The organism is Coprococcus sp. AM100_B19A (assembly GCF_027662015.1).
GTDB classification, from domain to species: domain Bacteria; phylum Bacillota; class Clostridia; order Lachnospirales; family Lachnospiraceae; genus Allocoprococcus; species Allocoprococcus comes.
On sequence record NZ_JAQDKN010000020.1, the window covers coordinates 1 to 23,050 of the forward strand.

Here is a 23,050-nt window from a genome sequence, read left to right on the forward strand (position 1 = left end):
TGATTGCAATATTATTATTTGCTTTTGTTAAATCTGCTTTTACATTTCCTAAATTGCTATTTAATTCAGAATCCCTCTAAAAAGAAGAAAGGGGCAAACAGAAAAATGAAAATCACATTCAATGATGGTCAGGAACTGCAGATCCAGCAGGTCACTGAGCAGACGGATGGCGCACTTCTGATCAAGACCATTTCAGCGCACGAGGATCAGCTGAAGACTTTATTCTCTGATCAGACAACAACTAAGAGAATGTCTGTGAGCGAACGGGATGCAGATACCGTTGTGTATGAAAACTACACAAAGCTCGATGCAATCGTGAAGTACACGGCCGGCATTCTTGGTGTGTTAATGTACCGGGAAGGAGAAGATCCGGACAGCCGGATGGCAGTTCTGGAGGCACGACTTAAAGAAGCAGAAGAGAAAAATACGAACCTGCAGTCAAGAGTCGAAAAAGCGGAGGAGAAAAATGAAATGCTCGAAGGATGCATTTTGGAAATGTCTGAAACGGTATATCAGTAAAACGATAATTGTATTAACCATTTTATTCATATTATTACAAATTTCAGGAGGAAAAGAAATGATGGCAATGTTATGGGCACAGCAGATTATGTTAGGAAAGAAAACTTATTCACAGGTACCGAGACTTTTAAAGGACAAGGTAAAAGAGGTCCTGATTGATTCCGGAGCAGAAGATCTGGTAACAGAAGACAAGCAGTAGAGGTGAAGCGTAGATGGCAGTAAAAACAGCTCAATATATATTTAATGGTCAGGCATACAATCTGACCTATAATTCGACCTCCGGGAAATGGGAAGCTACGGTTACAGCTCCAAGTAAGTCGAGCTACAATCAGCCGGATCATGTTCTTGGCGGAACAGTAAAGGCTACAGATGAAGCCGACAATACTACCACGGTAGATCAGAGTCATGCTACTCTCGGCGCATCACTTAAACTCCGTGTAAAAGAAAAGACAGCACCGACTATAACGATCACGTCTCCGTCTGCAGGAGCTTATATCACAAATACAACTCCGACTATCGAATTCCAGGTAAAAGATACAGACTCCGGAGTAAATGCAGGAACAATCGCAGTCACAGTTGATGGAACAGTCGTATCGACGGTAACAAAGACTGTTATTGACGGTGGATATAAGTGCACATGCACATCACCGACGTTAAAAGATGGATCGCATACGATTTCGGTCAAGGCATCCGACAATGATGGTAATGCAGCTGCAGCTAAGACAGCAACATTTACAGTTGATACAGTGCCTCCGACACTGCAGATCACGGCTCCATCAAATGGCCTTATAACCAACAAGAAGACGGTAACGGTAAGTGGTAAAACAGATGACGTATCATCTAAGCCAGTTACAGTAACGGTAAATGGAGTAACTGTAACGGTCGGAACAGACGGAACATTTACTAAGGACGTGACTCTTGCTGAGGGTGCAAACACCATCACTATCGTAGCTAAAGACAAAGCCGGAAAGACTACTACAGTCACACGTAAGGTTACTGTCGATACGTCAGCTCCGGTGATTAAGTCAGTGACTCTTACTCCGAATCCAGTAGACTGCGGAAAGACATTCATTATTGCAGTCGAGATTACCGACTAGGCGGTGCGCCTATGGTAGTAAAGGTAAGCGGTAAGATAGATGGAAAAGAAGTAATATTCGAAAGAGCTGAAGGGGACCGGTGGAATGCCACGGTCCCTTATGATTTAGATGGAATGTATGTGGTGGAGCTGACGGCAGAAAATGATGCAGGCAATATCGCATACTGCACGAAGATGCTGTTGATCGTTGATCCGGCTACTCTATGCGTAAGACTTGTTCCACTTGATTATATGGTGGAAATTGTTCCGGAAGACTGTAAGGTTACAGTTATTCCGGAAGACTATGCTGTAGAGGCAGTTCCGGAGCAGTATCAAGTTATCGCAGAGCCAGATCCGCTCTTTGTGGAGGTAATTTATCCGATACATGGAAGGGGGTGTTGTTGTGAACAAAATTAGATTTATCCTGGGCGAAGACAAGCACGTTAAGCTATTGGTGCGAAGTCCTAACGATGAGCCGTTTACGATTCTGACAGCATCTTATGAGCTGGCACGTTACACAGACATCGTGGTGCAAGGAGAGTGTGATATCAATGAGCATTATCTTGACTGTAAGATTGCTCCGAAAGAAAAAGGAACACATATATTGGAAGTGACTTATACGGTTGCGGATTCGATCAGGAAAGCAAGGATAGAAGTTGAGGTGGTTTAATGCTTAAAATTACAGATGTGAAATTAAGCAAAAATACGGTTGCGACCGGGGAAAAATTTACGATTTCTGTACAGATCCAGGAAACGGTTGATTATCCGTATGACTATCCATACGATTATCCGATATCTTATACCGGAGCAGCAAAGCCGGTAAATTCATAAAGAAAGAATGAGGAATATGAAAGTGGAACAGGCAAACTATATCAAAGCAATTTTTACAGCAGTATTTGCTTTCCTGTCAGCGCTTCTTGGAGTGCTTGCAGTGCCGGTGATCCTGCTGGTGGTATGTAATCTGATTGATTATGCTACCGGACTTATGGCAAGCAAATACAGAGCACAGGATATCAATTCCTATAAAAGTATCAGAGGAATTTTCAAAAAGGTATCTATGTGGCTGCTGGTAGTTGTGGGAGCGATTATTGATGAAATGCTTCTATATGCATCAACTTCAATTGGTTGGAAGTCACCAGTCACATTTCTGGTGGCATGTGTCGTGGCAATGTGGCTGATCTGCAATGAGATTATCAGTATTTTAGAAAATATTCAGGACATGGGAGTGAATATTCCGGCATTTATGCAGCCGCTTGTGAAACACATCCGATCGCAGGTAGAAGATCAGGTGAAAGTGGATAATGATTCAGAGGGCGAATAATCGTCCTCTTTTTATTTGGAAGGAGAATGTATTATGGCAATGAATGGAATTGATATTGCAAGTTACCAGAGTGGAATCGACCTCAATGTGGTTCCATACGATTTTGTAATTATTAAGGCAACGGAGGGAACAGGCTACACAAATACAGACTTCGCCAGAGCTTATGCACAGGCGAGACATGCTGGAAAGTGCCTTGGTATTTACCATTATGCAAACGGTGGCAACGTTCAGGCAGAAGCGGATTACTTTCTGAACAAGGTTGGCGGTCGCTTGGGTGAAGCAATTCTCTGCCTTGACTGGGAGGGGAAGAATAACCCGGCGTTCGGTAGCTCTGACTTTGCATGGTGTAAATCGTGGCTTGACTATGTGTACCAGAAAACAGGTGTACGTCCGCTTTTGTACTGTTCGCAGTCAATCGCATACAAATTCGCAAACATTGGCAATTATGGACTCTGGATTGCGCAGTATGCAGATGATAGTCCGACCGGGTACCAGGATGCACTGTGGAACGAGGAAGCGTACACCTGTGCTATCCGACAGTACAGCTCACATGGCAGACTGAATGGGTGGAATGGTGACCTTGATCTGGATAAATTCTACGGAGATAAGGACGCATGGAACAAATACGCCGGAAAAGGAAACGCCATTAAGCCGACACAGCCATACGAGCCAGAAGGGAATACACCTTCTGGCACTACACTTGATCTGGCAGTTGGAGTCATGCAGGGAAAATACGGAGATGGAGAGAAGAGAAAGAAAGCACTTGGAACACGCTATGTAGAGGTACAGGCCTTTATCGACCGGATCTACTCGCTGTCTGCAGATGCACTGGTTAACGAAACAAAGACCGGTAAATATGGAAATGGAGATACAAGGAAGATTGTTCTCGGCAGCCGGTATACGGAAGTCCAGAACAAGATCAACGCTGCGTCTGCCAGAAAATCAAATGAGCAGATCGCACAGGAAGTTCTTGCCGGTAAATGGGGCAACGGAAACGACAGAAAGAATCGTCTTTCAGCTGCCGGATATGACTACAATACGATTCAGAATATCGTGAACGGTAAGTCAGGTGCTTCATCCGCACAGTATTACACTGTCCAGTCTGGAGATACGCTTTCCGGTATTGCAGCTAAATACGGCACATCCTACCAGAAGGTTGCGCAGCTTAATGGGCTATCCAACCCTAATTTGATTTATGTTGGACAAAAACTTCGTGTAAACTAAAAAATAATGTCTCGGGATAAACAAAAAGATAATTATAGTTGACAAAGTGATAATTATGCATTATTCTAATAATTGAGGATGAACAAAGCACAAAAAAATGGAGGTTAACTATGATGAGAAACATGGCATGTCAAATAACAGATTTGTTATCACAAAAAAAGATGACTCAAAAAGAATTGGCATTAAAGACCGGAATAACGGAATCATCTATCTCTCATTATGTAAAGGGCAACAGAGAACCAAGAGGAGCAAATCTTACAAAAATAGCAGAAGCGTTAGGAACGACGACAGATTATTTGTTACGGAATGAGAGCGACAGCATTGGATATAATAATGACCTGTATGAAGTGAAAATGCTGATTGCTCGTAACGCAAGTAAAATGACGAAAGATGAAAGACTTGATTTGATCCGGATGTTAATGAAAGAAGATTAGGAGGATTTATGCGATTATCAGACGAACAATATGAAGATATTAAGGAATCAGTGGTTTCATTATTTAAAGAATACGACATACGGTGCATCCCTATAAGTGCATTTGAAATAGCCGTTAAGATGGAAATAAGAGTTATTCCATATTCTGCTTTGGGTGAGGAAAAAGAAAAAGCTGCTTTACAGATAAGCAAAGATGGTTTTTCAATTGAGAGAAGCAGACAAGAGTGGACTATTTATTATAATGATCGTTGCAACTCATATGGGAGAATCAATCAAACAATTATGCATGAAATAGGACATTATTGGATAGGACATGTAAATGTAGGGGATGAGGAAGAAGCGGAAGCAAATTTTTTTGCAAAGTATGCATTAGCTCCACCGCCTCTGATTCATCAAATGCATGACACGATAAATGTCGATAGTATTAAGGAAATGTTTGATCTCAGCTTAGAAGCAGCAAGGAATGCTTACAAATATTATTGTAAATGGCTACGATATGGCAGGAAAGAGTATCAAGAATATGAAATGGATATAATAGAGTTGTTTGATGTCGCATAAGAAAATTCAAGCAGGAAAACTGCTTTTTACATAGAAAAACCAAGCGAAAAACGCTTGGCACTTCCCGAAAGATAACTATATTGTTTGCTTCGGTCAGTTATACTTTTCCCTAGACAAGATGAGTATAGCACGCTATGGTTCCTTTTGGCAAGTGAAAATGCGAAAGGAGAGGGTGTTTATGTATATTTATAGAGCATCAAGGAAATTACCTGACGGTACTAAAATATATGCGCGTGATTATGGAAAACGTTGTTTTCCTATCTGGATTGGACCTGGACCAGAGCCGGAGTCAACCAAGCATGTATATTATTAAGAAATAAGATAACTAACAGATGCAAGTTGACCGACATTCTGTTTATTTATGAAAAAGGAGAATGTTATTATGGCAAAGACAAAGAGCAGCATTAGAGGTAAACAGAATAAAAAGATTGTGGTTGTAAAACCATATACTAGAGGTGACGGTGTAAAAGTCGGAGGACATAGGAGATCGACACCAAATTAAAGTAATCAGGAGGCTACTAAGTGGTCTCCTGATTTTATGCCTTAAAATAAGAAGAAATAACTTTATAGGTTGTGGCAAAATGGTTGACCCAATGGGGTTCTAAAGCACTTGGTGATCAGGGGTATTCTCCGTCAGAAATCCTCCGCTATTATTACGGAGATGATATTTACATCAATACCGCTGAAGAAATTTCAGGCATTCCGTCTTCATGGCCAGGGTATACCCTTTCCCAGGGCTCTTCTGGTACAAAAGTCCGGCAAATGCAGGAACAGCTAAATGTCATTGCCGGTGCATACCCGGCAATTCCGAAAATCACAGTTGACGGTATTTATGGTCCGGCAACAGCATCGTCCGTCAGAAAATTCCAGTCGGTGTTCGGGCTTCCGGTAACCGGAACTGTTGATTACCGTACATGGTATAAAATTTCCGAAATTTATGTAGGTGTATCCAGAATTGCAGAATTGTCCTGACTTGGATTTTATATTATGATCTAAGTTTTCTCCCAAAGTCTGCTTTTATGCAAAGAATACCAAATGTGTCATGCTTCAGTTTAAAATGTTTCATACTCATCTGGTGCAGATTACTGCAAAATAAAAAATGCTAAAATTAACAAAACCTCCCAGTGTAATCTGAATTTATTCTCCATATACTAGAAGCGTAACACAAAACAAAATGTTACAAAAAAGGAGGAAATGAATATGGCAAGTCGTTCATCAAACAGAGCAGCCGTGCCAGAAGCAAAAGGTGCACTGGACAAATTTAAATACGAGGTTGCAAGCGAACTGGGAGTACCGTTATCAGACGGGTACAACGGAGACTTAACTTCAAGACAGAACGGATCTGTCGGAGGTTATATGGTCAAGAAAATGATCGAAGAACAGGAAAAACAGATGTCCGGTCGATAGGGACAGTCAGTGAAGGTATCACAGGCATTTCTGCCGGATACAAAAAGGGAATGTCTGATAAACAGGCACTCCCTTTTTCTCTGATCACTAAGCTGGAAATCGGACTTGAACCGACGACCCCTTCATTACGAGTGAAGTGCTCTACCGACTGAGCTATTCCAGCATTCGTACTGCTTTCGCAGTCACGAATTATATTATATCAAATTTTTGAATAAAAGCAACTCTTTTTTAAAAAAATTACACTTTAAAATAAACATAAAAAATAGGTATTGAAATCTGTAACCAGATATGGTAAACTTTTTACAATTTGAGAAAGTGTGGGCGCTCTGGAATTGAAAAGACTCCAAGAGTGCCCCTTTTTTGAGAATAAAAGAGTATTACGAAGGGATAAGGTGAACATATGAAAGCGTTTCTAATTTTAGAAGACGGAACTGTGTTTGAAGGCACAAGCATCGGCTCAACAAAAGATATGATTAGTGAGATTGTATTCAATACTTCAATGACTGGATACTTAGAGGTGCTGACAGACCCTTCTTACGCCGGACAGGCCGTTGTCATGACATATCCGCTGATCGGAAACTATGGTATTACACCGGATATGGAGTCCAAGAAGGCGTGGCCGGATGGTTATATTGTAAGAGAATTGTCCAGAATGCCAAGCAACTTCCGTTGTGAAGGTACAATTCAGGATTTCCTGAAAGAACAGGATATTCCGGGAATTGCAGGAATTGATACCAGAGCACTTACCAAAATCCTCCGCGAAAAGGGTACAATGAATGGTATGATCACAACGAATGAAAATTATAATCTGGACGAGGTACTTCCGAAACTTCATGCATACAAAGTAGGAGATGTAGTTTCCAAAGTAACTTGCAGTGAAAAATATGTATTAGAAGGCAATGGACCAAAAGTTGCATTGATGGACTTTGGTGCTAAGAACAACATTGCAAGATCTTTAAATGATCGTGGATGTGAAGTTACCGTTTACCCGGCAAATACACCTGCAGAAGAGATCATTTCCGCAAATCCGGACGGTATCATGCTGTCGAACGGACCTGGCGATCCGGCGGATTGCACTTCCATTATTAAAGAAATCAGAAAATTATACGACTCAGATATCCCGATCTTTGCAATCTGTCTGGGACATCAGCTGATGGCACTCGCCAACGGTGGTAAGACCTATAAGTTGAAATACGGACACAGGGGCGGAAACCATCCGGTAAAAGATCTGCAGACAGGAAGAGTTTATATTTCTTCCCAGAACCATGGGTATGCTGTAGATGCTGATAGTATTCCAGAAAGCGTTGCAGTACCTGCATTTGTGAACGTCAATGACAAGACAAACGAAGGAATGTCATACGTTGGAAAGAATATTTTTACAGTACAGTTCCATCCGGAAGCTTGCCCGGGGCCACAGGATTCTGGTTACTTGTTTGACAGATTTATGGATATGATGGGAGGAACAAAATAATGCCAAGAAATAAAGACATAAAGAAAGTATTAGTTATTGGTTCCGGTCCAATCGTAATCGGACAGGCAGCAGAATTTGACTATGCCGGAACACAGGCATGCCGTTCACTGAAAGAAGAAGGACTTGAAGTTGTACTTCTGAATTCGAATCCGGCAACGATCATGACAGACAAAGATATTGCAGACCGCGTTTATATCGAACCACTTACGGTAGAAGTTGTAGAACAGCTGATCCTTAAAGAAAAACCGGACAGCGTACTTCCTACCCTTGGAGGCCAGGCCGGACTGAACCTTGCAATGGAGCTGGAAGAAGCAGGATTCCTTAAGGAACATAATGTGAGACTGATCGGTACAACGGCGGAAACCATCAAGAAAGCAGAAGACCGTCTGGAATTTAAAGATACCATGGAAAAGATCGGTGAGCCGGTTGCAGCTTCACTGGTCGTTGAAAATATAGAAGATGGTGTCGCGTTTGCAGATAAGATCGGATATCCTGTTGTTCTTCGTCCGGCATATACCCTCGGCGGAAGCGGTGGTGGTATCGCACATGATCAGGAACAATTGGAAGAAATCCTTGAGAATGGACTCCGTTTGTCACGTGTAGGACAGGTTCTTGTAGAACGCTGCATTGCAGGATGGAAAGAAATCGAGTACGAAGTAATGCGAGACAGTGCTGGAAACTGTATTACTGTATGTAATATGGAAAATATCGATCCGGTCGGAGTTCATACCGGTGACAGTATCGTTGTTGCACCTTCCCAGACTCTTGGAGATAAAGAATATCAGATGCTGCGTACTTCGGCACTGAATATCATTACAGAACTGAATATTACTGGTGGATGTAACGTACAATATGCATTACATCCAGACTCTTTTGAATATTGTGTAATTGAGGTAAACCCGCGTGTAAGCCGTTCTTCTGCACTGGCTTCCAAAGCGACAGGATACCCGATCGCAAAAGTTGCTGCAAAGATTGCCCTTGGATATACACTGGACGAGATCAAGAATGCAGTTACAAAGAAAACTTATGCAAGCTTCGAGCCAATGCTTGACTACTGTGTTGTTAAGATGCCGAGACTTCCGTTCGATAAATTTATCAGTGCAAAGAGAACGTTGACGACACAGATGAAAGCTACCGGAGAAGTTATGAGTATTTGCGATAACTTTGAAGGAGCTCTTATGAAAGCAATCCGTTCTCTGGAGCAGCATGTAGACTGCCTGCTTTCTTATGATTTCTCAGCACTTTCCAAAGAAGAAATTCTGGAAAAACTGGAAATCGTAGATGACCGCAGAATCTGGATGATCGCAGAAGCACTCCGCAAAGGAATCTCTTATGACGAGATCCATGCGATCACAAAGATCGACAAATGGTTCATCGACAAGATCGCAATCCTTGTTGAGATGGAACAGGCTCTGAAGACACAGGAACTCACACCGGAACTTCTGAAAGAAGCAAAACGTATTGAATTCCCGGATAATGTTATTGCACGACTGACCGGAAAAGATGAGAGAGAAATCCACGATATGCGTCATGCAAACGGAATCGTTGCAGCATACAAGATGGTTGATACCTGTGCGGCTGAGTTCGCGGCAGAGACCCCATATTATTATTCTGTATTCGGAAGCCAGAACGAAGTAGAAGAGACTTCTGGCAAAAAGAAAGTTCTAGTACTTGGATCAGGACCGATCCGTATCGGACAGGGTATCGAGTTCGACTTCTGTTCTGTACATTGTACATGGGCATTTGCAAAAGAAGGATACGAGACTATTATCGTAAATAACAACCCGGAAACTGTAAGTACCGATTTCGATATCGCAGATAAGCTGTATTTCGAACCACTTACTCCGGAAGATGTAGAGAGCATTGTAGACCTGGAAAAACCGGACGGAGCAGTTGTTCAGTTTGGTGGACAGACTGCGATCAAATTAACAGAATCCCTGATGAAGATGGGAGTGCCGATTCTTGGAACTTCCGCAGAAGATGTAGATGCCGCAGAGGACAGAGAGCTCTTTGACGAGATCCTTGCACAGTGCAATATTCCACGTCCGAAGGGAGATACAGTATTTACCGCTGAAGAAGCAAAAGAGGTTGCCAACCGTCTCGGATATCCGGTACTGGTTCGTCCTTCTTATGTACTTGGCGGACAGGGAATGCAGATTGCAATCAACGATCATGATATTGATGAATTTATCGGAATCATCAACCGTATTGCACAGGATCACCCGATTCTGGTTGATAAATATCTGGTCGGTAAAGAAATTGAGGTCGATGCAGTATGTGACGGAACAGACATTCTGATCCCTGGTATTATGGAACATATTGAGCGTGCCGGAATCCATTCTGGTGACAGTATTTCTGTATATCCTGCGCAGAGCATTTCTGAAGTGACAAAGCGTAAAATTGAAGAATATACAAAGCGTCTTGCAAAAGCCCTTCACGTAATTGGTATGATCAACATCCAGTTCATCGTATGTGGCGAAGATGTTTATGTCATCGAAGTAAACCCACGTTCAAGTCGTACCGTTCCTTATATCAGTAAGGTAACAGGTATTCCGATCGTTCCGCTTGCTACAAGAGCGATCATCGGACATAAGATCAGAGAAATGGGTTACACACCGGGACTTCAGAAAGAAGCTGATTATATTGCAATCAAGATGCCGGTATTCTCATTTGAGAAGATCCGTGGTGCAGATATCAGCCTTGGACCGGAAATGAAGTCTACAGGTGAGTGCCTGGGAATTGCAACTACATTTAACGAGGCACTTTACAAAGCGTTCCTTGGAGCTGGAATCAACCTTCCAAAATATAAGAACATGATCATGACTGTTCGTGATGAGGATAAGGGAGAGGCTGTTGAGATCGGACGCAGATTTGATGCACTCGGCTATCGTATCTTTGCAACACGCGGTACAGCTGATGCATTAAAAGAAGGCGGCGTAAAAGCAATTCCGGTCAATAAGATTGAGCAGGAATCACCGAATCTGATGGATCTGATCCTTGGACACGAGATCGACCTTGTAATTGATACTCCTCCGCAGGGAGCAGATCATGCACGAGATGGATTTGTAATCCGTCGTAATGCAATCGAGACAGGTGTCAATGTACTGACAGCTATGGATACGGCAAGAGCACTTGTGACAAGTCTGGAAAATACAGATATCCGTCAGCTTACACTGATTGATATTGCGAAAGTTGAATAAGATGTTATGAATACGGACAGGCAGGGATTGGATTCTCTGCCTGTTTGTGTTATGGAAAATGCAGGGACGAGACGGACGCTACAGTGGCAAAAGAATGTGAATCTGTGTAGAGAATTTCGGATATTGGCCGGAATTGCGGGGAAGGAGTTTTGTAGTGTGAAAACTATTGTATGTGTGGATAACCGGATGGGGATATGCTTTAATGGCAGGAGAGTGAGCCGGGACCGGATGGTGTCAGAGGATATTCTTGAGATGACGAGAGGGAATGTGCTCTGGATGGCGCCGGAGACAGATAAGCTTTTTAAAGAAGTCTTTAAAGCAAAAGAAGAGGTATGCCGGGAAACTGGGACTGGGAAGAAAATACAGGACGCAGGGCGACTGGAGGATGAAAAAATGTGGAAGGTTGACCGGGATTTTCTGGAAAAGGCAGAAGAAGAGGATTTCTGTTTTGTTGAGAGGGAGAATCTGGCTGGATATGAGGGGAAGATTACAGAGATTGTTCTGTATAAATGGAACCGGGATTATCCGGCAGATGTATTTTTTGAGGTAGATTTAAGCAAGTGGAGACTGGAAGAGAGAAAAGATTTTTCCGGTTACTCCCATGAGAAGATTACAAAAGAAATTTACAACAGGCAGGGATTGTTATGAAGAAGAAAATTGGGAAAATGAGAGGTGTGCTGCTTCTGACGTTTGCATTGTTTCTGACAGCGTGTGGCACAGGTGGAGCAGATGCGCAAAGTGCATCATATGGAAACAGTCAGGCAGCAGTAGTTGAAAGGCAGTCAGGTAGCGGAGAAAATGAATCGACAGCGGGTGGCAGCCAGGATCCGGTGAGCGCTACATTGGATAATATTCCGGCATACAGCGGAACACCGTATGTAGTGATTGACGATAATGAACCGGATTTTACCGAAGATGAGCTGACAGATCAGTCTTATGAAAGCTACAGTGATCTGGATGAGCTGGGACGATGCGGCGTTGCCTCGTCCAATATTGGGACAGATCTGATGCCGAGCGGGAAAAGAGGAAAGATTGGACAGGTGAAACCGTCCGGGTGGCAGACAATAAAATTTGACAATGTGGATGGAAAATATCTTTACAACCGTTGTCATCTGATAGGCTATCAGCTGACGGCAGAAAATGCAAACGAAAAGAATCTGATTACAGGAACCCGCTATATGAATGTGGATGGGATGCTGCCATTTGAAAATATGGTTGCCGACTACATCAAAGAGACAGATAATCATGTAATGTATCGTGTCACACCGGTATTTGAAGGGGAGAATCTGGTTGCATCCGGAGTTTTAATGGAAGCAGAATCAGTGGAGGATCATGGAGAAGGTGTGAAATTTAATGTGTATGTCTATAATGTACAGCCGGGAATTACGATTGATTATTCAACGGGAAAGGCAGTGCTTTCCGATACGGATGCGTCAGCGGGTACGGGAAAAACCAGTGGAAATACAGAGAAAAAGATGTATGTGTTGAATGAAAATACAAAGAAGTTCCATACGCCGGAGTGCTCAGGAGTAAAAGATATCAAAGAAGGAAATAAAAAAACATTTACAGGTTCAAGAGAAGAACTGATTAAAGAGGGGTATATCCCGTGTGGGAGATGTAAACCGTAAGAGGAAAATAAAAGAAAAACTGCATATTCTGCAAAAAATATAAAACAAACGGGAGATTTTTAAACAAAATCTCCCGTTTTCTGCTATAATAGAAAACATACTTAATGAATATACATTAGAGGAAATGTGTAAAAGAAAAAGGAGGAACTTTCTCATGAATACTTATCATATGGGAACAAAATGCGTGCAGGGAGGATATACACCTGGAAATGGAGAGCCGAGACAGGTTCCGATCATTCAGTCTACGACATTCAAATACAATACAAGTGAAGATATGGGAAAATTATTTGATCTGGAGGCATCCGGATATTTCTACACCCGTCTGCAGAATCCGACTAACGACCACGTAGCGGCAAAGATCGCGGCGATGGAAGGCGGAACAGCTGCAATGTTGACTTCTTCCGGACAGGCAGCGAATTTCTTTGCTATGTTCAATATCTGTGAAGCAGGAGATCATATTGTGGCTTCCTCTTCGATTTATGGTGGAACCTTCAATCTGATCAGTGTGACAATGAAGAAAATGGGAATTGACGCAACATTTGTTTCTCCGGATGCAACAGAAGAAGAATTAAATGCGGCATTCCAGCCAAATACAAAGCTGATGTTTGGTGAGACGATTGCCAATCCGGCACTTACTGTTCTGGATATTGAGCTTTTTGCAAAGGTTGCGCATGCGCATAGTGTACCGCTGATCGTGGATAATACCTTCCCGACACCGGTCAACTGTCGTCCGATCGAATGGGGAGCAGATATTGTGACACATTCGACTACAAAATATATGGACGGACATGGAGCAGCAGTCGGTGGAGCAATCGTAGACAGTGGTAAATTTGACTGGATGGCTCATGCAGATAAATATCCCGGACTTTGCACACCGGATGAAAGCTATCATGGAATTACCTATGCTGAGAAATTCGGAAAAGAAGGCGCATTTATCACAAAATGTACTTCTCAGTTGATGCGTGATCTCGGATCGATCCAGGCACCACAGAATGCATTTATCCTGAATCTCGGACTGGAATCTCTTCATGTGCGTATGCCAAGACATGTGGAGAACGGACAGGCTGTCGCAGAATTTCTGGAGCAGCACCCAAAGGTTGCTTATGTCAATTATCCGGGACTTCCATCTAACAAATACTATGAAAGAGCAAAGAAATACATGCCAGACGGGGGCTGTGGAGTGGTATCTTTCGGATTGAAAGGTGGAAGAGAAGCTGCTTCCGTATTCATGCAGAATCTGAAGCTTGGAGCGATTGAAACCCATGTGGCAGATGCGAGAACCTGTTGCCTGAACCCGGCAACATCCACACATCGCCAGATGAATGATGAGCAGTTAAAAGAAGCAGGGGTTCCGGCAGAACTGATTCGCATCAGTCTGGGACTTGAAGATAAAGAGGATCTGATCGCAGATATTTCTGCGGCACTTGACGCAATTCAATAATCGTGTCACAATGACAGATAAAGAAATCTGATCAGACAGGAGGAAAAGAGTCATGACAAAGAAATCAGAAAGACAACCAATCAAAGCAGAAAATGTAGCGGGTGGCGCAGGCTATATCCTGAAGGAAGAACTGATCAAAGGTGAACAGCTCGGTGCGTACTGCAAGATGTTCAATGAAGTAACGTTAAAACCTGGATGTGAGATCGGATATCATGAGCATCATGGAGAGACTGAGACTTACTATCTGACAAAAGGGGCAGGCATTTACAATGATAATGGCAAAGAATATCCGGTAGAAGTTGGTGATGTGACTTTCTGCGCAGACGGAAATGGACATGGCATCAAGAATGCGGGGGAAGAAGATCTTGTGTTTGTGGCGCTTATTTTGAAAGAATAGTGTGAAGAGGGACGGATCCCGGCGCAAATGATATTGATCGTCACCTATGAAACTGTCACTGGCAGTTTCATACGGATGCATGGCAACTCCGAAGCTTGTACAAAAAAGGGGATGATGTTCGTGTGAACACGGACACCACCCCTATTTTTTTGCGCTCTTAGCCGCAACGATTCAATATCATTTGCGCCGGGATCCTGTGCTGCTCAAAATTTTTAGAAATAAGAGTTGGCGATTTAGTGAATGGTCTTCTTGTGGGGATAGGAAACATTATGCAAAGAAATCCTGTATTCCTTGAAGCAGTCTCTTATTATCTTCCGGAGCCATAATGCAGAACCGGAAGTATTCCCCGCCCAGTTCTTTGAAGCTGGAGCAGTCTCTCACCATCAGACCCTGCTTGATCAGAAATTCAAACACATCCGCAGAAGTAACTCCCTCTTTTTCAATCTTTACTAGTACAAAATTCGCATAAGCAGGATACACAGTCAGCACATTGATTTTGGAGATTTCAGTGCACATTTTGTTTCGCTCGAAGAGGATCAGATCCCGTGTTTTCCGGATATACTCCTGATCCTGGAGCATTTTCTCACCAGCGTAAGCGCCGAGGCTGTTCAGACTCCATGGGTTCTGCATCAGCAGAAGATCCTGAAGAAACTGGCTGTTACTGGTTGCACCGTAGCCGAGGCGGAGACCAGGTGCGGCATAAAATTTGGATACGCCACGGAGAATCATCAGATTATCAAAACTGCTGATCAGAGACATGGAAGAAATTTCATTAATATCCGGTGCAAATTCAACGTAAGTCTCATCGATCATCAAGAAAGAGCCAGCCTCCCGGCAGCAGTCCAGAATGGTCTGGATCTCAGGCATTTTGAGAGCGGACGAAGTCGGATTGTTCGGGTTACATAATATCACCAGATCATAGCCCTTCCTGATTTCTTCGCAGAAGGCATGGATATCAAGATGGAACTGATCTGACTCTTTTAACAGGTAAGTATGGATGGAACTTCCCACCAGATCCAGTTCACGTCCATACTCGGAATAAGTTGGTCCAAGAACCAGCGTTTTTTGTGGTTTCCGTGTCTGGATCAGGAGAGAGATCAGCTCTGTAGAACCATTTCCGACGATTACATGTTCCGGTAAAATCTGGCAGTAATCGGCAATCACTTTCTTCAAAGTAGTGTAATTTCGGTCCGGATAACTACTGAGAAGATCCAGATGTGCAGCAAGATCTTTTTTCAGGTTTTTGGATAATCCAAGTGGGTTGACATTGGCTCCAAAGCAGACGATCTCGTCCACCGGTACATGATAAAATGCGGCGACAGCAACGGTGTCACTTCCATGAAACTGCGGTTTTGCTTCCATAAATAGTATTCTCCTTTGTGTATAACAAAAATCTGTGAATTAAAAAAAACGGGTATTCCGCATTGCCTGATATGCAGAATAATGTTATAATTTATTATAATGTCTTTTTGAAAAAATGCAATGCAGAAGTAGGTGGCAAGCTTGAAGAATAAAATAAAAAAATTTTCCAAAGGAGATTTTCGAACCGTTCATCCGGAGATTGTACTGCCGGTAACGAATCTTGAGATGACGATCGGGGAAGGAGAGTCCTGCCAGGGAAGTTTCATTTTGAAGAACAGGAAAGAAGGAGATATCAGAGGACTTGTATATTCTTCTTCTTTTCGTATACATTTAGAAGAACAGGGATTTGAGGGCAACCCGGTGGAGCTCCGTTTTACTTATGATGGAAGCGGACTTGCTCCCGGGCATGTTGAACAGGGAAAGTTTACGATTGTATGTAATGGTGGAGAATTTGAGGTAAACTTTACTGCGATCATTGAAAAACCATCAGTCGAGACTTCCTGTGGAAGAGTACAGAATATCCGTGATTTTAAAAGGCTGGCGATGGAGAACTTTATCGAGGCACACCGTCTTTTCAGATCACGCGATTTTTATGACGTGATAAAGTATGAAGAGCCAAGGATAAAGGCACTTTATGATAATATTAGGAAATGGTCTCTCGGTGAGCAGGCGATGGAAGAATTTCTGGTCGGAATCAAACAGAAAGAATGTATTTTCCTGACAATGGGACGGAATCAGAGAACTTTCCGCAATTTAAAAGAAGCAACCCGTGAGATTATTCATTTTACAAAGAATACTTGGGGATTTATGCCGGTGAAGGTGCATGTGAGCGGTGATTTTATCCAGATTGGAAGGGATAACTTTACAACGGACGATTTTGTGGGAAATCTGTTTGATTTCAGTTATATCATTCATCCGGAAAAGGCTCATGCGGGAAATAATTATGGACAGATTGTTTTTGAAAGTCCGTATGAATCGCTGACCTATGAGGTAATGTTGGCCAATCACAAGGATCATGCAGAGAACAGACGTGTGGCAGATAAGACGATTGCATCAATCATAAAGGATTTTCTTGCGTGTAATGCGGAAGGAAAGGATCTGACAGCCTGGGCGGACGCAACAAGAGAAAAACTGAAGGGACTGGATATATATTCAGAAGACGGAGATGTTTATCCACTGTTTGATGCACATCTTAACCTGCTCTGTAAGGAGCCGGACAAGGCCAGTGGTATTCTGGATGATTACAATTACAGCCGTTTCTCAGTGAATAAGGATTCGGTCATTTCATCGTATTATCTGTATCTGACTGCGCTTTTGAGAAAATCAGGCAGCCAGGTTAACAAAGCAATTGAAGAACTGAATAAGGCATATATGAAAGAACCAACTTCATGGGAGCTTGTGTGTATGCTGATTGACATTGATCCGGAATATAAAAACTACAGCAAAAAATTACAGGTTCTGGAACGCCACTGCAGCAACGGTGCGAACCAGGTAATTCTGTACTGGCAGGCATACCGGTGTTTTCTGGAGAAGCCAACCTGTCTGAAAAAGCTCTCGGCATTTGAAGTACAGATTCTCAATTTTGCGCAGAAGCACGGAGTTCTGACAAAGGAAATTGCGCTTTATATGGCGAACCTTGCATCCCAACAGCGGACTTATGATAAGAATCTGGATGTTGTGATGCAGAAGGTTTATCGGATTTTCCCGGATCCACAGATTCTGACAGCAATTTGTACCCATCTGATCCGTGGCAATCGGACAACACCGGAATGCTTCAAGTGGTATGCCTTGGCAGTAAAAGAAGATCTGAAGATTGCGCAGCTTTTTGAATATTATATGATGACTGTGGATGACAAATATCTGGACAGACAGTTTCCAAAATCCGTATTACTTTACTTCCGGCATGGAAATACACTGGAATATAAAAAAGCAGCGGTGTTGTATGCAAATCTGATTAACTGTGAGGAAGAAAGCAGTGAGCTTTACAGTGCTTACAGAGAGCAGATGGAGCGGTTTGCCTGGATGCAGCTTGAGAATCGAAGGATCAATGATATTCTGCATATTATTTACAAACGCTGCTGTACTGAGCGGGATATGACACCGGAAAGAATCCGGGCAGTTTATGATATCTGCCATGCTTATGAGATTAAGACAACGGTAAAGAACATGGCGTTTGTCATGGTGATCGAGCCTGACGGAACGATCAGTCAGAAAGTACAGTACAGTGCGGATGGAGTGATTGTATATTTATACAATAAAGACGCACGGATTGTCTGGGAATCAAAAGACGGCCGCCATTACATTGATTCCATTCCATATGAGACTATGAGGATGTTCTATGAGAACCGGTATATGGAAATCTGCAAAAAATATCAGGAAGAGCATGAGGAAGAGGAACGGAAGAAAGAGAAAAAAGAACTGACCTGGGATATGCTTAGAGAGCACGGGCTGGAGATGGCAGATGAAAAAGAAGTGTTTAAAATGTGCAGTATGCGCCTGCGTGAAGAAGGTACGGAGGAGGATGATTTTCTTCTGGCATTATGCTTTGAACTGTTTCTGAAAGATCAGTATGATAAGCAGACGCTGTCTTATCTTGCTGAGTATTATTGTGGATCGACCCGTAATATGAAGAAACTCTGGCATGTGGCAAGAGATTATGATATTACAACCTACAAACTTTCAGAAAGAATCATTACGCAGATGCTTTTCTCGGAAACTATGTTTGGTGAGGAAGAAATTTTTGCGGATTATTATGAAGGAAGAACGTATTTCCGTTTAAAGAGAGCATATCTTGCTTATGTTTCAAGAGAATATGTGGTGAACGGACGCCAGGTAAAAGGATGTATTTTTGTAATCATCGCAAATGAATACCGCAAAGAGGAAGATCTTCCGGATATCTGTAAGATCGCCCTGCTAAAATATTATTCCAGCAGGGAAGTGCATCAGGAACTGGAACCGATGCTACGGGAATTCCTGCGCGAAATGTGTGAAAAACAGCTGTATTTTTCTTTCTATTTGAAGTATCCGGAGAACTGGCTCAGAGAAGTGCAGCTTTATGATAAGACGATGATCGAATATCACGCAAAACCTGGAAGCAAAGTGGCAATTTCCTACCAGATACGGAAAGGCGAAAGTGATAATATGAATTATCAGGAAGAAATACTGCTTCCGGCATATGAAGACACTTATATCAAGAGCTTTATTTTGTTTGGTGATGAATCTCTGCGTTATTATTTTACAGAGACGAATAAGGATAAGGTGACGGTTACGGAAAAAAGTGACTATAAGCCGCGTGAGGTGAGACCAATCGGAAAATTTGGAAGACTGAATGATATGACATCACTGAAGAATGAAGCACTGGCAATCGCGATGAAGGAATTTGCAACAGAAAAACAGCTTGCTGAGGATATTTTTGTTGCTTACTAAAGGAGGAAATACTTCATGACACATGGAAGTATTATAGGATATGACATCAATGCAAAGATGTGTCAGATCAGTTATTATAATGAAAAAACACAGGAACCGGAGACGGTGGATACCGGAATTGAAAAAGAGAACAATCAGATTCCTCTGGTGATGAACTATTATAAAGAGACCTGGACTTACGGAAGACAGGCAAGAAGGATGTCTACGGTAAGGGACAGTATCTGCGTGGAAGGGATCTGGGAGTGTGCGCTTGGCAATAGGAAAATTGAGGTAGACGGACAGGAATATGAAGGCGTCCAGCTGCTGGCGGATTTTGTAAAGTACACGTTGAACGGATTTGAAGAAATTGAAAGCATCACGTTTACAGTCCCGGAGAAAAACGAAGACATCCGCGTCCTGCTGAAGGGAATCGGACAGAAACTCGGAGTGGCAAAGGAAAATATTTATGTTCAGGACTACAAGGAAAGCTTCTGTCATTATATGTTTAACCAGCCGAAAGAATTATGGCAGTATGAAGCGGCACTTTTTTACTGTGACGAGGATGTGATCCGGGCATATATGTTGCGGGAACTGAAGAACAGTTCGCAGAAAAGCAGAGAAAGCTTTGTGACGGTGGACAAGGTGGCAGATGCACGTATGGAAGAACTGGAAGCAGTTTATCCGGTGCTGCATGTTGAGAAGGCAAAAGCGGCAGATGAGCATTTTAAACGTTTTATCCAGAGTGTATTCAACAAGAAGATGATCTCTTCTGTCTTTTTGACAGGAGATGGATTTGAAAATAACTGGTATCCGAATTCTCTGCGCGTTCTCTGTAACGGACGCCGTGCGTTTATGGGAAATAATCTGTACAGTAAAGGAGCGTGTTATACAGCGCAGCGCAGAAAAGAGGAACAGTCAGATGCGCCAGTCTACCTGGATGAGACAAAACTGACCGAGCAGATTTCCGTGCGGATGCGCGTGAATGGAGAAGAAGGCTGGTACCCACTGGTATCCTGGGGCAATCACTGGTACGAATCAGACAGACAGCTCGAGGTGCTTCTTGGTGATACAGAGGATATTGAGATCCATGTAGATTCTCTGGTGACCGGCAGGCATCTTGTGGAGTCGGTTTCTTTGAAAGGTTTGCCGGACCGGAAAAACTATGCGCTTCGTCTGAAAATTAGTACATTCTTCTCGGATGAAAAGACCTGTCATATTATTTTTGAAGATATGGGATTTGGCGAATTTTTTGCGCCATCAGGATTCCGGTTGGAGAAGATCATTGAATTAGGAGGCAGCAATGGGCAGTTTAATTCTTTGTCATAAGAAAAAGGCAAAACATCCCTATGAAATTTCGAGGATCCATACAAGGATCAGTACACTGGAAGAGCTGTGTTATTATCTGTGCAACAATCTGTATCTGATCGATTATACGATCATGAATGAGCAGCTCTGCAGATGGATCGCAGATGAACTGGAAATGCAGGATCTTGCAGTAAAGCTGGTGGAACTGATCCGGAATCATGGTTCCGTGGAGAAATTTGTGGTTCTTGTGCTACATGAATCCAGAATCTACACACCGGGTGAAATGGCACACATCCAGAATGTTCTGGAGAAACTCAAGAACCAGAAAGAAGTAGAACGTCAGAAATACAAAGCAGATAAGCTGATGGAAAGTGGAGAACTGGAATCGGCAATCCTGGTTTACATGTCGATCGTCAACGGAGAAAAGGATGATTCAGTAGATAAGCGTTTTTATGGTCGCGTGTCTGCGTGCCTTGCCGGAGCATATGGGAGAGCATTTCTGTATGAAGAGTCGGCGAGAATGTATGAGAAGGCGTATAAGATCTGTGAAGATAATAAAATGCTCGAAGGTTACCTGTATGCAAGTTCCAGATACATGCCGCAGGATGAATATCAGAAGATGGTCATGGGCAATGAAATCCTTTTGGAAATTGACAACAAACTTACAGAAAAGATAGAAAAAGTGAGAGAAAATATCAACATCGAACCGTCAAAGGAATTGTTTGAAGAATGGAAAAAAGAGTACAGAAGAGCATAGTGTACGGGAGAAAGTTCAAGGCTGTGTATTGATTTTCGGAAAATCATGTATTATACTCTCTATGTAAAAATTAAGCGGATACAACAAATAGGAGAAGACAAAACGATGAGCGAACTTGAAAGAGTAGAGACTGGTTTAGGTGAAGAATGTGGTGTATTCGGTGCCTATGATATGGATGGTGGCGATGTTGCGCCGTCAGTGTACTATGGTTTGTTTGCCCTTCAGCACAGAGGGCAGGAAAGCTGCGGAATTGCAGTGACAGATACCTATGGCAAGCGGAAAGTTCATTTCAGAAAGGGGCTAGGACTTGTCAATGAAGTATTCGATGAGGAAGAACTTGGCAAATTAAAGGGAAACCTTGGTGTCGGACATGTGCGGTATTCGACAGCAGGGGGAACTCGTGCGGAAAATGCACAACCACTGGTTCTGAATTATGTGAAAGGTACATTGGTGATTGCCCATAATGGTAATCTGACGAATGCGATCGAGCTTCGTCATGAACTGGAATATACCGGAGCAATCTTCCAGACAACGATTGATTCGGAAGTGATTGCCTATCATATTGCAAGAGAGCGTCTGAAGGTTTCAAAGGCAGAGGATGCGGTCAAGAATGCAATGAAGAAAATTGAAGGCGCATATGCACTGGTTGTATCAAGCCCGCGTAAGATGATTGGAGCGAGAGATCCATTTGGTCTCAAACCACTCTGTATCGGCAAGCGAGATAATACCTGGTTCCTGGCATCGGAAAGCTGTGCCCTTGCAGCAGTTGGTGCAGACTTTATCCGTGACGTGGAACCGGGAGAGATTGTCAGCTTTACAAAGCATGGAGTATCTTCGGACAAAAGTATGCAGATTCCACTTGAAAAGCAGGCACGTTGTATTTTTGAGTACATTTATTTTGCACGTATGGACAGCGTGATCGACAACATCAATGTATATCATGCAAGGATTGTTGCAGGAAAGGCTCTTGCACAGTCTTATCCGGTAGAGGCCGATCTGGTTGTCGGTGTGCCGGATTCCGGACTGGTTGCGGCAAAAGGATATTCGGAATATTCCGGAATCCCTTACGGTATGGCATTCCACAAGAACAGTTATGTAGGAAGAACCTTTATCAAGCCGAAACAGAGTCAGAGAGAGTCCAGTGTGAAGATCAAACTGAATGTTATTGAAGAGGTTGTACGGGGCAAGCGTATTGTTATGGTAGATGATTCCATCGTCCGTGGAACGACCTGTGCAAATATCATCAAGATGCTCAAAAAAGCAGGAGCAAAAGAAGTTCATGTAAGAATCAGTTCGCCACCGTTTTTACATCCTTGTTATTTTGGTACAGATGTACCGTCGAATGATCAGCTCATTGCTCATTCACATACAACGGAGCAGATCCGTGAAATGATCGGAGCAGATTCTCTTGGATATATGGAAATAGATAAGCTGAAAGACATGGTTGGAGATCTTGGATACTGCGATGCATGTTTTACAGGAAATTACCCGATGCGCGTTCCGGGAAAAGATATTTCCCACGCGTTTGAGTCAGAAGAATAGGGAGG

Annotated in this window: 22 protein-coding genes, 1 tRNA gene and 1 pseudogene; 22 read left to right on the plus strand and 2 right to left on the minus strand. The window is 42.8% G+C overall.

What is annotated here, in order from left to right:
• Positions 1–105: 105 nt before the first annotated feature.
• From PGQ33_RS14975 to PGQ33_RS15030, 12 genes and pseudogenes are all read left to right on the plus strand, one after another.
• Positions 106–519 carry a hypothetical protein gene (locus PGQ33_RS14975; protein ID WP_270205996.1) on the plus strand — a complete coding sequence of 138 codons (414 nt, stop codon included), beginning with the start codon at positions 106–108 and terminating at the stop codon, positions 517–519.
• 58 nt (positions 520–577) lie between these two features.
• Positions 578–718 (plus strand): CD1375 family protein, encoded by a 141-nt coding sequence (locus PGQ33_RS14980; RefSeq protein ID WP_172676495.1) that lies wholly within the window; start codon positions 578–580, stop codon positions 716–718.
• Between the two features lie 13 nt (positions 719–731).
• Positions 732–1,616 (plus strand): Ig-like domain-containing protein, encoded by an 885-nt coding sequence (locus tag PGQ33_RS14985; RefSeq protein WP_270205997.1) that lies wholly within the window; start codon positions 732–734, stop codon positions 1,614–1,616.
• Between the two features lie 11 nt (positions 1,617–1,627).
• Positions 1,628–2,011: a PF13754 domain-containing protein gene (locus PGQ33_RS14990; RefSeq protein ID WP_215687329.1), complete on the plus strand. Its 384-nt coding sequence runs from the start codon at positions 1,628–1,630 to the stop codon at positions 2,009–2,011.
• Positions 1,998–2,264, plus strand: coding sequence for a hypothetical protein (locus PGQ33_RS14995; protein WP_055262293.1), 267 nt, complete (start codon positions 1,998–2,000; stop codon positions 2,262–2,264). Before PGQ33_RS14990 ends, PGQ33_RS14995 begins: the two co-directional genes overlap by 14 nt.
• Positions 2,264–2,425 (plus strand): hypothetical protein, encoded by a 162-nt coding sequence (locus PGQ33_RS15000; RefSeq protein WP_172679836.1) that lies wholly within the window; start codon positions 2,264–2,266, stop codon positions 2,423–2,425. Before PGQ33_RS14995 ends, PGQ33_RS15000 begins: the two co-directional genes overlap by 1 nt.
• Positions 2,426–2,441: 16 nt before the next feature.
• Positions 2,442–2,915 (plus strand): phage holin family protein, encoded by a 474-nt coding sequence (locus PGQ33_RS15005; RefSeq protein WP_055297021.1) that lies wholly within the window; start codon positions 2,442–2,444, stop codon positions 2,913–2,915.
• A gap of 33 nt (positions 2,916–2,948) precedes the next feature.
• The gene (locus tag PGQ33_RS15010; RefSeq protein ID WP_270205998.1) at positions 2,949–4,139 is read left to right on the plus strand and encodes a GH25 family lysozyme; all 1,191 of its coding nucleotides are present in this window, start codon (positions 2,949–2,951) and stop codon (positions 4,137–4,139) included.
• A gap of 110 nt (positions 4,140–4,249) precedes the next feature.
• Positions 4,250–4,573 carry a helix-turn-helix domain-containing protein gene (locus PGQ33_RS15015; RefSeq protein ID WP_252209894.1) on the plus strand — a complete coding sequence of 108 codons (324 nt, stop codon included), beginning with the start codon at positions 4,250–4,252 and terminating at the stop codon, positions 4,571–4,573.
• 8 nt (positions 4,574–4,581) lie between these two features.
• On the plus strand, positions 4,582–5,130 hold the full coding sequence (locus tag PGQ33_RS15020) for an ImmA/IrrE family metallo-endopeptidase (protein ID WP_215651537.1): 549 nt from the start codon (positions 4,582–4,584) through the stop codon (positions 5,128–5,130).
• Positions 5,131–5,712: 582 nt separating this feature from the next.
• Positions 5,713–6,102, plus strand: a pseudogene (locus tag PGQ33_RS15025) (peptidoglycan-binding protein); the annotation flags it as partial.
• A gap of 228 nt (positions 6,103–6,330) precedes the next feature.
• Positions 6,331–6,537 (plus strand): alpha/beta-type small acid-soluble spore protein, encoded by a 207-nt coding sequence (locus PGQ33_RS15030; protein WP_022220917.1) that lies wholly within the window; start codon positions 6,331–6,333, stop codon positions 6,535–6,537.
• A 90-nt stretch (positions 6,538–6,627) separates the two neighbouring features.
• Here the strand turns inward: PGQ33_RS15030 and PGQ33_RS15035 are convergent.
• Positions 6,628–6,700, minus strand: a tRNA-Thr gene (locus PGQ33_RS15035).
• Between the two features lie 237 nt (positions 6,701–6,937).
• Here PGQ33_RS15035 and PGQ33_RS15040 point away from each other — a divergent pair.
• From PGQ33_RS15040 to PGQ33_RS15065, 6 genes are all read left to right on the plus strand, one after another.
• Positions 6,938–8,008: a carbamoyl phosphate synthase small subunit gene (locus PGQ33_RS15040; protein ID WP_055157847.1), complete on the plus strand. Its 1,071-nt coding sequence runs from the start codon at positions 6,938–6,940 to the stop codon at positions 8,006–8,008.
• Positions 8,008–11,208: a carbamoyl-phosphate synthase large subunit gene (gene carB, locus PGQ33_RS15045; RefSeq protein ID WP_117834170.1), complete on the plus strand. Its 3,201-nt coding sequence runs from the start codon at positions 8,008–8,010 to the stop codon at positions 11,206–11,208. The genes PGQ33_RS15040 and carB overlap by 1 nt, the downstream gene beginning before the upstream one ends.
• 156 nt (positions 11,209–11,364) lie before the next feature.
• On the plus strand, positions 11,365–11,856 hold the full coding sequence (locus tag PGQ33_RS15050) for a hypothetical protein (RefSeq protein WP_055247340.1): 492 nt from the start codon (positions 11,365–11,367) through the stop codon (positions 11,854–11,856).
• Complete coding sequence (locus tag PGQ33_RS15055; RefSeq protein ID WP_270205999.1) at positions 11,853–12,836, plus strand: DNA/RNA non-specific endonuclease; 984 nt, start codon at positions 11,853–11,855, stop codon at positions 12,834–12,836. Before PGQ33_RS15050 ends, PGQ33_RS15055 begins: the two co-directional genes overlap by 4 nt.
• Positions 12,837–12,990: 154 nt before the next feature.
• A complete protein-coding gene (locus PGQ33_RS15060) occupies positions 12,991–14,277 on the plus strand; it encodes an O-acetylhomoserine aminocarboxypropyltransferase/cysteine synthase family protein (protein WP_008375280.1) in 1,287 nt (428 codons plus the stop codon).
• A gap of 52 nt (positions 14,278–14,329) precedes the next feature.
• Complete coding sequence (locus tag PGQ33_RS15065) at positions 14,330–14,674, plus strand: cupin domain-containing protein (RefSeq protein WP_008375282.1); 345 nt, start codon at positions 14,330–14,332, stop codon at positions 14,672–14,674.
• A gap of 267 nt (positions 14,675–14,941) precedes the next feature.
• Here the strand turns inward: PGQ33_RS15065 and PGQ33_RS15070 are convergent, their stop codons facing one another.
• A complete protein-coding gene (locus PGQ33_RS15070) occupies positions 14,942–16,036 on the minus strand; it encodes a pyridoxal phosphate-dependent aminotransferase (protein WP_270206000.1) in 1,095 nt (364 codons plus the stop codon).
• Positions 16,037–16,168: 132 nt separating this feature from the next.
• Here PGQ33_RS15070 and PGQ33_RS15075 point away from each other — a divergent pair, with 132 nt between their 5' ends.
• From PGQ33_RS15075 to purF, 4 genes are all read left to right on the plus strand, one after another.
• Entirely contained in the window at positions 16,169–19,462 is a 3,294-nt protein-coding gene (locus PGQ33_RS15075; RefSeq protein ID WP_242856238.1) for a DUF5717 family protein, read from the plus strand.
• A 15-nt stretch (positions 19,463–19,477) separates the two neighbouring features.
• A complete protein-coding gene (locus PGQ33_RS15080) occupies positions 19,478–20,767 on the plus strand; it encodes a DUF5716 family protein (RefSeq protein WP_195368734.1) in 1,290 nt (429 codons plus the stop codon).
• Positions 20,742–21,503 carry a hypothetical protein gene (locus PGQ33_RS15085; RefSeq protein WP_008375292.1) on the plus strand — a complete coding sequence of 254 codons (762 nt, stop codon included), beginning with the start codon at positions 20,742–20,744 and terminating at the stop codon, positions 21,501–21,503. The genes PGQ33_RS15080 and PGQ33_RS15085 overlap by 26 nt, the downstream gene beginning before the upstream one ends.
• A 105-nt stretch (positions 21,504–21,608) precedes the next feature.
• A complete protein-coding gene (gene purF / locus PGQ33_RS15090) occupies positions 21,609–23,045 on the plus strand; it encodes an amidophosphoribosyltransferase (RefSeq protein WP_118217894.1) in 1,437 nt (478 codons plus the stop codon).
• Positions 23,046–23,050: the final 5 nt, after the last annotated feature.

What these genes read in the sequence shown, in the direction of transcription:
- PGQ33_RS14975 (WP_270205996.1), top strand. Translation starts at nt 106, where the DNA reads ATGAAAATCACATTCAATGATGGTCAGGAACTGCAGATCCAGCAGGTC.
- PGQ33_RS14980 (WP_172676495.1), top strand. Translation starts at nt 578, where the DNA reads ATGATGGCAATGTTATGGGCACAGCAGATTATGTTAGGAAAGAAAACT.
- PGQ33_RS14985 (WP_270205997.1), top strand. Translation starts at nt 732, where the DNA reads ATGGCAGTAAAAACAGCTCAATATATATTTAATGGTCAGGCATACAAT.
- PGQ33_RS14990 (WP_215687329.1), top strand. Translation starts at nt 1,628, where the DNA reads ATGGTAGTAAAGGTAAGCGGTAAGATAGATGGAAAAGAAGTAATATTC.
- PGQ33_RS15000 (WP_172679836.1), top strand. Translation starts at nt 2,264, where the DNA reads ATGCTTAAAATTACAGATGTGAAATTAAGCAAAAATACGGTTGCGACC.
- PGQ33_RS15005 (WP_055297021.1), top strand. Translation starts at nt 2,442, where the DNA reads ATGAAAGTGGAACAGGCAAACTATATCAAAGCAATTTTTACAGCAGTA.
- PGQ33_RS15010 (WP_270205998.1), top strand. Translation starts at nt 2,949, where the DNA reads ATGGCAATGAATGGAATTGATATTGCAAGTTACCAGAGTGGAATCGAC.
- PGQ33_RS15015 (WP_252209894.1), top strand. Translation starts at nt 4,250, where the DNA reads ATGATGAGAAACATGGCATGTCAAATAACAGATTTGTTATCACAAAAA.
- PGQ33_RS15020 (WP_215651537.1), top strand. Translation starts at nt 4,582, where the DNA reads ATGCGATTATCAGACGAACAATATGAAGATATTAAGGAATCAGTGGTT.
- PGQ33_RS15030 (WP_022220917.1), top strand. Translation starts at nt 6,331, where the DNA reads ATGGCAAGTCGTTCATCAAACAGAGCAGCCGTGCCAGAAGCAAAAGGT.
- PGQ33_RS15040 (WP_055157847.1), top strand. Translation starts at nt 6,938, where the DNA reads ATGAAAGCGTTTCTAATTTTAGAAGACGGAACTGTGTTTGAAGGCACA.
- carB (WP_117834170.1), top strand. Translation starts at nt 8,008, where the DNA reads ATGCCAAGAAATAAAGACATAAAGAAAGTATTAGTTATTGGTTCCGGT.
- PGQ33_RS15055 (WP_270205999.1), top strand. Translation starts at nt 11,853, where the DNA reads ATGAAGAAGAAAATTGGGAAAATGAGAGGTGTGCTGCTTCTGACGTTT.
- PGQ33_RS15060 (WP_008375280.1), top strand. Translation starts at nt 12,991, where the DNA reads ATGAATACTTATCATATGGGAACAAAATGCGTGCAGGGAGGATATACA.
- PGQ33_RS15065 (WP_008375282.1), top strand. Translation starts at nt 14,330, where the DNA reads ATGACAAAGAAATCAGAAAGACAACCAATCAAAGCAGAAAATGTAGCG.
- PGQ33_RS15070 (WP_270206000.1), bottom strand. Translation starts at nt 16,036, where the DNA reads ATGGAAGCAAAACCGCAGTTTCATGGAAGTGACACCGTTGCTGTCGCC.
- PGQ33_RS15080 (WP_195368734.1), top strand. Translation starts at nt 19,478, where the DNA reads ATGACACATGGAAGTATTATAGGATATGACATCAATGCAAAGATGTGT.
- PGQ33_RS15085 (WP_008375292.1), top strand. Translation starts at nt 20,742, where the DNA reads ATGGGCAGTTTAATTCTTTGTCATAAGAAAAAGGCAAAACATCCCTAT.
- purF (WP_118217894.1), top strand. Translation starts at nt 21,609, where the DNA reads ATGAGCGAACTTGAAAGAGTAGAGACTGGTTTAGGTGAAGAATGTGGT.